This is a genomic window from Nitrospinota bacterium (genome assembly GCA_027619975.1).
In the GTDB taxonomy this organism is placed as follows: Bacteria; Nitrospinota; Nitrospinia; order Nitrospinales; family VA-1; genus JADFGI01.
The window spans coordinates 35,380-47,754 of record JAQCGX010000007.1; the positions used below are offsets into that span (position 1 = coordinate 35,380).

Sequence of the window (12,375 nt, forward strand, 5' to 3'; positions counted from 1 at the left end):
AATGCGGTTTACATCTCGTGGGTCATGGTGGTGACGGAACCCCAGATGATGAGACCGATCATCAGCACGATCAGAAAGCCCATCAGGAAAGTCGCCAGGGGCCGTTTTTTCCAGTGAACCTCCTTGTTGCGGTCCACAAACGGGATGGCCAGAAATGTCAGGATGAGCACCAGGGGAGCGACTACCAGCGAAGGAACCCATAAATTTTCCAGCGCGTACAGCCAAACAAACTGCCACGGCGGCTTGGTGACTTCTAATCCTATAACGGCTTTTTCACCCAACGGCGGCGCGATGGTTAAAGCCAGCAGGCAGATGACGGCAAACATCCCGGCTCCGGCGCGGGTCAGATAGCACAGGTGCTTGGAAAATGGAATCGTGCGCCCGCCTTGTGGTTGGTCCGGCTTTGGCGACACCTTGTGCAGTTTCATGTAAAAAAGGTGCAAGCCCAGAATCGGGATGAGTATCAACGGCAACATGGAGATGTGAGCCATATAGATTCTGCTGAGCAGTGGAACCCCCTGTGCAAACGCTTCGGTCAGCGGGAATCCTAAAATTCCCATTCTCTCGACGGTCCAGAGAAAGTGGTCCAGCGCTTCGTAGGCTTCCTGATCCCATTTGAGCACGGTGCCGGTGAACAGCAGGTTCACAATAATGAGAAGCAGAACGATGCCGGTCAGCCAGTTGACTTCGCGTGGATTTTTATAAGAAGCCGTGAAATAGACGCGCAACATGTGGAGCATCATGGTCACGGTCAAAACCTCCGCCGACCAGAAATGAATGCCTCTTAGGAACCATCCCAAATACACCTGATCCACCAGGTAATGCAGGCTCTGGTTGGCGCGTTCGGGATCGGGAGTGTAAAACTGGGCCAGCAAAAAGCCGCTGATGATGAGAAGTTTTATGGAGACAAGGGACATCCCGCCAAGAGAATAGGGGATGGAGTTGGCGTGTTCCTCAATATCATATTCCAGGAGGTTCAAGCCGAGACGGTGCTTGATGGTTTCCAGTAAGCCGTTGGGCATGGGAAGCGTGCCTCCTTAAGAGGATCAAGATTATTCGTTGGGACGTTTGAACTGCAAGACTCCAAAAATAAGACCGGCGAATAGAGTGATTCCAACCGCCACTCCATAGCCCTTCTGTTTGGGAGACACCCATTCACGCTTGGCGATTTCGACCGTAGGCATTTTATGGTCCATAGCGCCCATCGCGTCATGATCCATCGACTCCATCGTTGGCATTTCTGCACTGAGGGAATCGGTGTTAGAAAGTGGAAACAGACCGGCTTCGCCTGACGAGGCTCCGGTATCTTCTTCCATCGAGTAAATGGAACTCTCGGCGGCGGGCGCTTCCATTTCCACGGCCTCTTTTTTATGACCGCCATGCGCGTAGGCACCACTCATGGGAGAGGAAATGAACAACAACCCAAGAATAAGAATAGTGAGTGGGTATTTAAGCATGTCAGGTTCCCAGGACCAATTGCGCGAAAGATTCCATCATTTCATCGGTGGCCCAGTCATCGGGGCCGATCTTTTTGAATACGATAATGCCTTCCCGGTTGACGATAAAGGTTTCCGGAACGCCCGTGGTTTTATAGTTTTTTTTGGCGACCTTGCTTTCAGGATCGAGCAAGACGGGAAAGGTCAGATTGTATTTTTTCATAAACGGTTCTATCAGCGATTGGTCTTTATCCACGCTGATGGTCAGCATTTCAAAGCCGTGGTCTTTATATTTCTGATAGAGCTTTTCCATCGAGGGCATTTCCACTTCGCAGGTACTGCACCAGGTGGCCCAAAAGTTAATAAAAACCACTTTTCCCCGATAATCCAGAAGGCTGACCTTGTCGCCAGAGAGCGATTCCAGTTCAAACGAAGGCGCCAGAAAGGCTTCCGCAGGATACTCTACTTTGAAAGGCTCCAATTCTACCTTATTCAAGAAGGTGATGAAAATCGAAAGCAGCGCGGCAACCAAAAACGCGTAGGGAATGTAGATGCTGATGGGTTTGTTTTCCAGAGCTTTTTCCATGAGACCAGTAATTTGCTAAAGAGATCGGGGTTTTGGAGGAGGACGGTAGAATTTTTTATCCACCGCAATAATGATCTCATCCAAAGTGAAGCCTTTTTTATAAAGTTCGTAAGCGTAAAGCACTTCATTGATACAGGTGTCGCATTTTGCCCCGTGCTTGTTGGTGAAACACGTTAATAAGGTTTTATGCTGTTTCTCCTGTTTGCAATAACAGTAACAGAACTGGCTGTCCAGTATTTTGGGTATTTCCGCCGCAATTCTGTATGCCTGAGCCACTTTTCCGGTAAATAGCGCAGGGGATAGGATCGGACGGGTTTCAACGAGAAACCCTGTTGCCGGGGCCACGGGGTCAACATATCCGGTAGATTTGGTCGCAAAATAGACGCCTGCCAAAAAAATCAAGACCCCCACAGCTAATCCGGGCAAAGCAAATTTGCGTTTATTTTTTGATGCTGAATTTTTATTTCGGGAGTTTTTTCCCATATTATTTTTTTGGAGAAAAGAGTTATTTGGGATGAATATTATTGATTTCTAATGATTATATGGATTGCTCTCCAGGGATTCAAGGGTTTTAAATGATACTTTATGTCGTCATATAGGACGATGCATCATTGATGAAACCCTTTATCTAATCACCAGATACCATTTGCTCAGAATCCTCGGGGGAAAGCCCAGAAGGAATAAAGCGGCGATGACTATATTTCTCAAGGTGGTAAATACGATGCCCTCTGTGCGCCAGCGCCGGGCGGATGTGAACGTTTTTTCTTCCAGCAGAACAGTGGGGCCTTTTTTCTGGAGCCGTCTGAAAAAATCCAGATCCTCACAAATGGGCAGGCAGGCAACCCCCCCCATCTCCCGGAATACATGAGTTCTCACAAAAATTGCCTGATCGCCGTAAACCAGGTGAAGGTATTTCGATCGCAGTGTGGCCAGGGTGGAAATCAATCTCAAGGAAGGTTTATCCGACTCAATCGCGAGGCTGAAGGCTCCGCCCAGAGAGTTTCCCCGTTTCATGACAGCCACCATTTTTTTGTAGCTTTTCGCATCCACCTGGCTGTCTGCGTGCAGAAATAGCAAGAGTTCTCCAGTTGCAGTCCGGGCTCCCGCATTCATTTGCAGAGCGCGACCGGGAGGGCTGTTGACAATCCGCAGGCTGAAACTTTTAGCGATATCGAGCGTGTCGTCCTGACTGCCGCCATCGGCGATGATCACCTCGTGGGGAGAGTGCTGGTTGATTGCCGTGAGCGTCTGATTCAGGATGAGTGCTTCATTGAGGGTGGGTATGATGACCGAGATTTTCACAAATCGCATCCGCCGAAAAAACACCTTTTCATGAGAAAGAAGCGGTAATTTTTGCATTTTAACGCTTCAATAGGAGGCCAGTAAATCATAAAGTTAGGCCCGATGCAATGTCATTGCACTACCACAACTTAGTGCCCGCAGACTCTCTTTAACTTGGGCTGCCGGGTGGGCCGGAACTATGAATTTTGTTTTGAAATTGGCTTTTCGGGACTATTAGGAATTGAAATGTTATAATCAATGCGCTATAGATAAAGAGGTCAATTGAGGACCCATTAATTGATCCTGTCATTTTCCTAAAAAAAGCCATGCTGGCCCACTTTATAGATTCCAAGCCATTTCAATGCGGGTATTTTAAGAACCGCGACTCCCTTTTTGAAGAATATCTTCTGGAAGATGTTTCAGAAGTGGAATTTGAGTACTTATTGGCGCATGGAATGCGGCACTTTGGCGATTACTTTTTTCGCCCCCGGTGCAAGGATTGCTATCAATGCATTCCCATCCGTGTCAGGACCGAAGATTTTCTAATGACCCGCAGTCAAAAACGTTCGCTCAAGGCCTGCAAAGATGTAAAAATTGTCGTAGACAAACCCCAGTATTCTGATAAGAAATTCAAACTCTACCTGAATCATAAAAAGCGCTTTCAGGCGCTTCAGGACGATGTGGAAGACGAACAGAATTTCCGGCTTTCTTTTTACGTCAATACCCCGTTCGGAATCGAATTTGAATATTATCTGGACGGCAAACTGATTGGGGTGGCCCTTGGCGACCACACTTCAAACACGTTTTCGGCGATTTATACGTTTTATGATTCACCGGACACCAGGATAGGGCTGGGAACCTTCAGCATTCTGCAACAACTGGAGTTTTGCCGACAGCAGCAGATCAAGTATTTTTATCTGGGATATTACATATCCAACAACATGTCGCTCATGTACAAGGCGGGGTTCAGGCCGAACGAAGTGTATATCGACAACGACTGGCGTCCCTTTAGGAACGTAAAAGGAGATTATCTGATCCCCACCGATAAGCTTCAATGGAAAAACTCTGAGTTTATCGTCAAAGCGGCGGCCCCTTTGGAATTGGCCTGATTCCCACCACCGGCACTTGCTTCAAATCACCTCGAAAAAATACAAGAAGATCCAAATCACCAGCAGGACGTTGACAGCGACCCCAAGGTGGAAAAATACATTGAAAAATTTGCCGTACGTAAATTTGTAATCCATTTTTGTTCTCCCATGAAAGACCGCCGGTTACGATGCCCCGCGAAACAGGTCGTTTACCGAGAGGTCCCTTTCTAGTCCATTACCAGAGTTTTTAATCTTGCTGCCAGTTCCGATTTACGAATGATTTTTCTCACAGGGCGGTCTATGAGGTTCAAACTCATATAAAGCCTCTCCAGTTTAGAAAATGTTTTGGATTTTGCAATGGCCTGTCCGCCTTCATCGCGGATTTCATTTCTCCACACACTCAACGCCGTTAGATTTGTGAGATGGGGAGAATTTGCCAGAGCTATGGCGCCTTTGTTGCCAATGTTGTTGGAGCATAAATAAAGCTTGGTGAGCAAATTCAGTTGCGGAGAATTTGCCAGCGCGACGGCTCCCTCATCTCCGAGGCCCGTACTATCCAGATGCAGAGCCCTAAGACTCGGCAGTTGGGTGGATTTTGCAAAAAACTCCGCTCCCTCAGGGCCAATGGGGTTGCTGTCCATGAACAGCGTTTCCAAGGCTTGCAGATTCTGTGATGCGGCCAGGGTCTCGGCTCCTTTGGGGCCGATATTGTTGGCTTCCAACATCAGGCAGGTTAAATTTTTTGCGATCGGGGATTCCGCGAGAAACTTGGCGTCGTCGTCGCCCAGGTTGTTGTGGTTCAAATACAAGGAGCGGAGGTTAGGCAAGGCTTTGCACTGAGACAAAATCTCAATAGCCCCTCCGGCAAGAAAATTATGACTCAAATAGAGTTGCTCCACCGTGGATAATTCCTCCATTTCAGCCATCGACTTTAACTCTTCCGGGCCGATTTCCTTGTCGTCCAGATCCAGCAATTTTCCATCCGGGCTCAACTGTGAACGCACTAATAGATCTATTTTAGATTTAACGGCTTCTACCAACGTTAGGGTCTCCAGAGGGAATCTGTTGAAGTAAATAAGGTTTATCGAGGGTATCAATTTAAAGGATTTTATAGAAAAGATCAAATTTCGGTAAGACCATAATATGAGATATAAAATATGGGTGGCAGGAATCCTAAAAAAAGGGTTAAATAAATTTCAAATATAAAAAGGCTGAGGGTGAAAATATGATCATCGGAGTTCCTAAAGAAATCAAAAAGGACGAAGGCCGCGTGTCCGTCACTCCGGCGGGGGTGCATGAGCTGGTGGCTCTGGGGCATGAGGTTCTGGTGGAAGAAAATTCCGGTTTGGGAAGCGGTCTCACCAACGCGCAATATGAGGAGCAGGGCGCCCGGATCACGCATCGGGACGATGTCTATGGGCGGGCGGAGATGGTCATCAAGGTGAAAGAACCCCTGCCCGAGGAATTTGAGCTTCTGAGGGAAGGACAGATCCTTTATACCTACCTTCATCTGGCTCCGGCAAAGGAATTGGCACAGGCTTTGCTGGAAAGAAAAATCATTGGAATCGCCTATGAAACGGTGCAGTTGCCGGATAAATCCCTGCCTCTTCTCATACCCATGAGCGAAGTTGCGGGGCGCATGTCCATCCATGAGGGCGCAAAATGCCTGGAAGGCGAAAATGGCGGGCGCGGCATTCTGCTGGGCGGAGTACCCGGAGTGGACCCAGGGCATGTGGTGATCATCGGGGGAGGGATTGTGGGTTCCAATGCCGCGAAAATGGCCATCGGCACGGGAGCAACGGTGACGCTTTTGGATACCAATCTGCAACGCCTGCGTTATCTGGATGATATTTATGGCGCCCGATTGCGGACTTTGATGTCCAACGCAATCAATCTAACGGAGGCGCTCAGAACCGCCGATCTGGTTGTGGGTGCGGTGCTCATTCCAGGGGCCAAGGCGCCCCGGCTGGTTTCCCGCGACATGCTGAAAAAAATGCAACCGGGATCTGTTGTCGTGGATGTAGGAATTGACCAGGGAGGCGTTTTTGAAACCTCCCGTCCCACGACGCACAGCGATCCCATTTATGAAGAGGAGGGCGTCGTCCATTATTGTGTGGCCAATATGCCGGGGGCCCTGGCACGCACGTCCACGTTTGCATTGACCAATGCAACGTTTCCTTACGCCAAGGAACTGGCGCAGAAGGGGTATCAGCGAGCGTTGCAGGAAAATTCAGCTTTAGCGCTGGGGTTGAATATCTTTAAAGGCCATGTGACCCACCCGGCTGTGGCCGAAGCTTTGGATCTGGAATATGTTTCTCCCGAAAAACTTTTAAACTGACCGTATGCAACCGTCCAATTTTGTCCATTTACATTTGCACACTTCCTACAGTCTGCTCGATTCCTCCATAAGGCACGACTCCCTGTTTAAAAGAGCTGTGGAATACAAAATGCCTGCCGTCGCCATGACCGATCACGGCAACATGTTCGGGGCGGTGGAGTTTTATAGTGGGGCCAAGCGTCATGGATTGAATCCCATTATCGGTTGCGAAGTGTATGTCGCCCCTGAAAGTCGGCACGAAAAGAAAAGCAAGCACCACCTCCGCGATGCGTCCTACCATCTCATTCTGCTGGCTCAAAATGACACGGGATATAAAAATCTTTTGCTTTTAGTGACTTCAGGATATTTTGAGGGTTTTTACTATAAACCCAGAATTGATAAGGAATTATTGGCCGAGCATGCAGAAGGCTTGATTGCGCTCAGTTCCTGCGGACGCGGGGAGGTGGCCGACTGCATCAGCAAAGAAGACATCCCGCGTGCGATGGAAGTGGCGGGACAGTACCGGGAAATTATGGGGGAAGGTAATTTCTTCCTGGAGATGCAGTATCACAAAATGGAGTATCAGGAAAAAATCAACAAAGAGTTGATTCAAATTGGCAAGAAACTTTCCTTGCCGCTGGTGGCCACAAATAATTGCCATTACCTGGAGAAGAAGGATTTTCGTGCGCATGAAATTCTGCTGTGCCTGCAAACGGGAAAGACCATCCACGATCCGTATCGCATGCAGTATCCATCCGATGAATATTATTTCAAATCTCCGGAGGAAATGATTGAACTGTTCAAGGAGGTTCCCGAGGCGATCGAAAATACGGTGAAAATCGCCGAGCGCTGCAATCTGGAAATGGAATTCGACAAGCTCAACTTTCCCGATTATCCGGTGCCTGAAAGCTATACGCTCGAAAGTTACCTGGAAGAGAAAGCCAGGTCGGGCTTGCAGGAGCGCATGGACACTATGACGAAGCGCGGGGTTGCGTTTGATAAGCAAGCCTATGAAAACCGTCTCAAGGTTGAGTTGGGGATCATTCGCGATATGGGGTATCCCGGTTATTTTCTAATCGTTTGGGATTTTATCGACCACGCCCGTTCCCAGAATATTCCTGTGGGGCCGGGACGAGGCTCCGCCGCCGGAAGCGTCGTCGCTTACGCTTTGAAAATCACCGATATCGACCCGTTAAAATACAGTCTGCTGTTTGAACGGTTTTTGAATCCCGAACGGGTGAGCATGCCCGATATCGATATCGACTTCTGCATCGAGGGCCGGGAAAAAGTAATCAATTATGTGACCGAAAAATACGGCGGCGAACAAAACGTTTCCCAGATCATCACTTTCGGCAGCATGAACGCCAAAGGCGTGCTCCGGGATGTGGGCCGGGTTTTGGATTTGACCTACGGAGAAGTGGATAAGCTTGCCAAGCTGGTTCCCAACCGCTTGAATATCACCCTTGAGGAAGCCTTTAAAGAGGAGTCCAAGTTTGGGGAATTGAAAAAGGAAAATGAGAAAGTTGCGGAGCTTCTGGAAATAGCCCTGAGCCTGGAAGGGCTTCCCCGTCATTGTTCCACTCATGCGGCGGGGGTGGTCATATCTTCGAAGCCGTTGACTCAGTTTTTGCCCCTCTATAAAGGCGGCAACGACGAAGTGGTGACTCAGTTTTCCATGACCAATGTGGAGAAGCTGGGACTGTTGAAAATGGATTTCCTGGGTCTCAAAACCTTGACGGTGATCGATAATGCTCTACGACTTATAAAGCAGTCTCGAAATGTTGATCTGGATATTTCGGGTATTCCGTTGGATGATCCGGAGACTTTCAAACTGTTGAGCGACGGGCGGACTCTGGGGGTGTTTCAGTTGGAAAGTTCCGGCATGCGCGACCTGCTGAAAAAAATGAAACCTGATTGTTTTGAGGACATCATCGCTCTCCTTGCGCTGTACCGTCCTGGCCCGCTGGAAAGTGGCATGGTGGATGACTATGTCAAACGCAAACACGGAACGATGGAGGAAAAGTATGATCTTCCTGAGTTGAAAGATATTCTGAAGGAAACTCACGGGGTCATTTTGTATCAGGAGCAGGTCATGAACATTGCCAGTGTGCTTGCCGGTTTTTCACTGGGTGATGCCGATATACTTCGCCGTGCGATGGGGAAAAAGAAAGCCGAGGAAATGGCGGCGCAACGGCAAAAATTTATGGACGGCTGTAAGGAGAAAAAACGACCGGAGAAAAAGGCGGACAAAATATTTTCACTCATGGAGAAATTTTCCGGATACGGTTTCAATAAATCGCACAGTGCCGCCTATGCCCAGGTTTCTTACCAGACTGCGTACCTGAAAACGCATTATCCGTTGGAATTTTTTGGCGCTTTGATCACCAGCGATATGGATAACACCGACAAGGTTTTGCGATACATTCACGATTGTCGGGAGAATAAAATAAAGGTGCAGCCGCCGGACGTAAATTTCAGCACCAAAGATTTTTCCATATCCGACGACCAGTTGGTCTTTGGTCTGGGAGCGATCAAAAACGTGGGGTCGGCGGCGATCGATTCGATCTTGGAAACCCGCAAACAGCAGGGTCATTTCCCATCATTAAAAAACTTTTGCGAGTCCGTGGATCTCAGGCAGGTGAACAAACGGGTGCTGGAAAGCCTGATTAAAAGCGGGGCCTGCGATTCATTGGGAGAAAGCCGTTCGAGCAAAATGATAAATTTGCCATCCACAATGGAAATGGCGCAGGCGAATCAGCGGGATCGTCAACTGGGTCAATCCAGTATGTTTGAAGTCTTTGAAGAACAGGTGGATGTTAATAAAGAAACGAATCAGGAAACGATTGAAGAGTGGAGTGAGCAGGAGCGATTGAAATACGAAAAGGAATCGATCGGGTTTTACATCACCGGTCATCCTCTGGATGGGTACGTGAAAGACCTGGCCTGGTTCACGGATGCAAATTCCGCCAGCATCAGCGAAATGGCCCACGCGCGCTCTGTGAGTCTTGCCGGAATTCCCATGAAAATATTGTCGAAAACCACGCGCAAGGGCGATAAGATGGCCATCGTGACTCTGGAGGATTTGCATGGCTCGGTCGAAGTCATTCTCTGGCCCGAAACGTTTGCGGAATCGGAAGCGTTGTTGCACAGCGAGGAACCATTGCTGGTCAAAGGCAAGGTGGATGCCGAGGGCAGCTTGCCAAAAGTCATAGCTGATGAAATCTATCCCTTGTCCGACGCAAAAAATCACTGGAAAGGGAAGGTTCATATTCATCTCAGGACACCCGGCCTGGAAAAGGAAACACTTTTGGAAATAAAAAATGTTCTTGCCGCACATAAGGGCAATAACGAAACACTGATCCATTTTATTTTTCCAGATGATAAAACTAAAACCATCCGGGTGGAAGAAAGTTTGAGAATCCAGCCCTCGGATGAAGTGATTCAGGGCATAGAAGCCATTTTAGGCGAAGAAGCGATTCGGTTTGAATGAAGAGGTTAAATCAAAAAGTCTGCAGGAATTTATTATTTTATCTTCTGTTGAATCAGCAATTCAATTTTATCCGCGAGAGCGTCTGATTTTTCCCTGGGAAGGCGAAAGGGGATGAGGATTTTTTTTCCGCCAGAGCAAATGACTTCAAGGGTTGTTACTCTGGGGATTCCAAACAACAGGGCTGGTAAAAACAAAATTTTATTTCTCCGCACCGTTTGAATATCTTTCCACCTAACTGCCATCCGGGGGGCATGAAAAGGAAAGTGCAGCCGGGTGAAGTGCATCGCAATTCCCTGAAGACCCAAGGTGACAAAATAACAGCGGGGAAACAAATCTCTGTTTTTCAGCATGAGTTGAATGACTTTTGTGAGTCCCCAACCGAGGAGAAGGAAGCATAAACCCAGTACCAATGTGAACGAGGAAAGACCATGGGTGGACCCGAGAATTCGTATTGGAAATAAAATCAGGATGGCTATGAACAAAAGCAAGGGAGCCATCATGAAGATGCCGGTGATATTGGCTCCATAGACAGGAAGCCCGGAAGGCAGGAGAATTGTGGTGTCTTCCCCTGCATGTATTATTGTCTCGGTGGTTGCTTGTTCTTCGTGATCGGCGAGATAGCTTATCCCTCGTTCGATATCGTTTTCCGCCCAGTTTTTAGAATTCATTTCTATAAAATATCGGTTTTAGTGAAGATTGAAATAGTGCAAAGCTAAAAAATATTTGATCCTTTTTTAGACGACATGGCAGTCACTATGAGATAATGACCTTCCTCAACAACTTTCATCGATAATCAAATTTTTACCGCCGCTTTGCGGCACGGAATTTCCCATTTATGAAATTAAAACACGCTGAATTAAGAAACATTACGGAAGCATTGCCAAATGGAATGACCGTGGTCACGATCGAAATGCCGCATTTTCATACCATGGAAATGGCTTTGTTCGTTCGGGCCGGATTGCGTTTTGAAAATAAGCAGAATAACGGGGTCTCCCATTTTCTTGAGCACATGCTGTATCGTGGAAATGCGAAATATCCTGACTCTCTATCCTTGAACCGGGAGTTTGAAACCGTGGGTCGCGAACTTCGCGCTTCCACTTTGTGTGAATACACCTGTTTTGCATTCAGCCCTCATATTTCCCAGATCAAGCGTGCCGTTGAGTTATTTGCTGACTTTTTCAGCGAACCCACATTTCCTCAAATTGAGCTTGAACGGGAGATCATTTTGGAGGAATGCCTGGAAGAACTCAACGAAAAAGGGGAAAATGTTGATATCGATAACATCGCCTGCCGCTTGCTTTATCAGGGATCCTCTTTGTCCATGCCTACCATCGGAACCGAATCAACCATAAAGTCGATTAACAAAGAGATGCTCCAGGAATATTTTAATGCATATTACCATGCCAGCAATATGATCTTTGTCGGTGCCGGGCCTATTGTTCACGAAGAGTTTTTTGATTTGGTCAAACAGTATTTTTCAAAGATCCCGGACAAGGGAGAGGGAATTGCGATCGATCACTTTAATAAAAGCCTGAACGAAGATCAAAAATCCCCGGCGCAGGCGTTTCAATACGACTCGGACAGCCAGATACAGTTGCAACTCTGCTTTCGTTCGGTATCGTATAATCATCCGGACTATTTTCCTCTTTGCCTGATCGGACGCGTCTTTGACGATGGTTTCAGCTCCCGCTTGCAACGGGCTTTGCGAGAGGACAGGGGCCTTGTGTATTCCGTGGATTGCCGTATCACCAGTTTTTCAGATACGGGAACGGTGGACTTCGATGTCAACGTGAGGCCGGAAAAAGTTTGCCAGGTCGCCACTATTCTGATAGATGAAATTAAAAAACTATTGGAGACAGGACCTTCGCAAGATGAGCTGAATTTTGTCAAACAAAGATATTTTTTCGAATTGGATGTAGACCAGGATGATCCTTGCAAACAAATCTCGCGCTACGGATTAGCTCAACTGTATTCCAAGGTAATTTCCGCAGATGAAGAATGGGCACTGGTGGAACCCATCACCCGAGAAGAAATTATAAATGTGGCCCGCAAAATCTTTGTCCCCGAAAACCTCAATATGGTCATTGTTGGTCCTTACACAGAAGAAATAAAAAAGGAACTGGAAGGTATTGTTGAATCCTTTCAGGGCCTGCCAGCGTTCGTTTCTTAGTGCCTCC

The 12,375-nt window shown here is 47.7% G+C and carries 11 protein-coding genes; 4 read left to right on the top strand and 7 right to left on the bottom strand.

Annotated features, from left to right (window positions below; genetic code table 11):
- Positions 1–8: 8 nt before the first annotated feature.
- From O3C58_03770 to O3C58_03790, 5 genes are all read right to left on the bottom strand, one after another.
- Positions 9–1,022 (bottom strand): cytochrome b N-terminal domain-containing protein, encoded by a 1,014-nt coding sequence (locus tag O3C58_03770; protein MDA0690979.1) that lies wholly within the window; start codon positions 1,020–1,022, stop codon positions 9–11.
- A 30-nt stretch (positions 1,023–1,052) separates the two neighbouring features.
- The gene (locus O3C58_03775) at positions 1,053–1,457 is read right to left on the bottom strand and encodes a hypothetical protein (GenBank protein ID MDA0690980.1); all 405 of its coding nucleotides are present in this window, start codon (positions 1,455–1,457) and stop codon (positions 1,053–1,055) included.
- Between the two features lies 1 nt (position 1,458).
- The gene (locus O3C58_03780) at positions 1,459–2,022 is read right to left on the bottom strand and encodes a TlpA disulfide reductase family protein (protein MDA0690981.1); all 564 of its coding nucleotides are present in this window, start codon (positions 2,020–2,022) and stop codon (positions 1,459–1,461) included.
- A 15-nt stretch (positions 2,023–2,037) separates the two neighbouring features.
- Positions 2,038–2,415 carry a CYCXC family (seleno)protein gene (locus O3C58_03785; protein MDA0690982.1) on the bottom strand — a complete coding sequence of 126 codons (378 nt, stop codon included), beginning with the start codon at positions 2,413–2,415 and terminating at the stop codon, positions 2,038–2,040.
- A gap of 231 nt (positions 2,416–2,646) precedes the next feature.
- Entirely contained in the window at positions 2,647–3,381 is a 735-nt protein-coding gene (locus O3C58_03790; protein ID MDA0690983.1) for a TIGR04283 family arsenosugar biosynthesis glycosyltransferase, read from the bottom strand.
- 248 nt (positions 3,382–3,629) lie between these two features.
- Here O3C58_03790 and O3C58_03795 point away from each other — a divergent pair, with 248 nt between their 5' ends.
- Positions 3,630–4,412, top strand: a complete 783-nt coding sequence (locus O3C58_03795) for an arginyltransferase (protein ID MDA0690984.1) — start codon at positions 3,630–3,632, stop codon at positions 4,410–4,412.
- Between the two features lie 206 nt (positions 4,413–4,618).
- Here O3C58_03795 and O3C58_03800 read toward each other — a convergent pair whose 3' ends face one another.
- On the bottom strand, positions 4,619–5,431 hold the full coding sequence (locus tag O3C58_03800; protein ID MDA0690985.1) for a hypothetical protein: 813 nt from the start codon (positions 5,429–5,431) through the stop codon (positions 4,619–4,621).
- 185 nt (positions 5,432–5,616) lie between these two features.
- Between O3C58_03800 and ald the strand changes: the two genes are divergently transcribed.
- Entirely contained in the window at positions 5,617–6,729 is a 1,113-nt protein-coding gene (ald, locus tag O3C58_03805) for an alanine dehydrogenase (GenBank protein ID MDA0690986.1), read from the top strand.
- A 4-nt stretch (positions 6,730–6,733) separates the two neighbouring features.
- Positions 6,734–10,198 carry a DNA polymerase III subunit alpha gene (gene dnaE / locus O3C58_03810; GenBank protein ID MDA0690987.1) on the top strand — a complete coding sequence of 1,155 codons (3,465 nt, stop codon included), beginning with the start codon at positions 6,734–6,736 and terminating at the stop codon, positions 10,196–10,198.
- Positions 10,199–10,230: 32 nt separating this feature from the next.
- On the opposite strand, the gene O3C58_03815 is transcribed toward dnaE, so the two are convergent.
- Positions 10,231–10,866, bottom strand: coding sequence for a hypothetical protein (locus O3C58_03815; protein MDA0690988.1), 636 nt, complete (start codon positions 10,864–10,866; stop codon positions 10,231–10,233).
- 167 nt (positions 10,867–11,033) lie between these two features.
- Between O3C58_03815 and O3C58_03820 the strand changes: the two genes are divergently transcribed.
- The gene (locus O3C58_03820) at positions 11,034–12,368 is read left to right on the top strand and encodes a pitrilysin family protein (protein ID MDA0690989.1); all 1,335 of its coding nucleotides are present in this window, start codon (positions 11,034–11,036) and stop codon (positions 12,366–12,368) included.
- The last annotated feature ends 7 nt before the right edge of the window (positions 12,369–12,375 follow it).

Excerpts from the sequence above, each read along its gene's own strand:
- O3C58_03770 (MDA0690979.1), bottom strand. The coding sequence starts at position 1,022 with ATGCCCAACGGCTTACTGGAAACCATCAAGCACCGTCTCGGCTTGAAC.
- O3C58_03775 (MDA0690980.1), bottom strand. The coding sequence starts at position 1,457 with ATGCTTAAATACCCACTCACTATTCTTATTCTTGGGTTGTTGTTCATT.
- O3C58_03780 (MDA0690981.1), bottom strand. The coding sequence starts at position 2,022 with ATGGAAAAAGCTCTGGAAAACAAACCCATCAGCATCTACATTCCCTAC.
- O3C58_03790 (MDA0690983.1), bottom strand. The coding sequence starts at position 3,381 with ATGCAAAAATTACCGCTTCTTTCTCATGAAAAGGTGTTTTTTCGGCGG.
- O3C58_03795 (MDA0690984.1), top strand. The coding sequence starts at position 3,630 with ATGCTGGCCCACTTTATAGATTCCAAGCCATTTCAATGCGGGTATTTT.
- ald (MDA0690986.1), top strand. The coding sequence starts at position 5,617 with ATGATCATCGGAGTTCCTAAAGAAATCAAAAAGGACGAAGGCCGCGTG.
- dnaE (MDA0690987.1), top strand. The coding sequence starts at position 6,734 with ATGCAACCGTCCAATTTTGTCCATTTACATTTGCACACTTCCTACAGT.
- O3C58_03815 (MDA0690988.1), bottom strand. The coding sequence starts at position 10,866 with ATGAATTCTAAAAACTGGGCGGAAAACGATATCGAACGAGGGATAAGC.
- O3C58_03820 (MDA0690989.1), top strand. The coding sequence starts at position 11,034 with ATGAAATTAAAACACGCTGAATTAAGAAACATTACGGAAGCATTGCCA.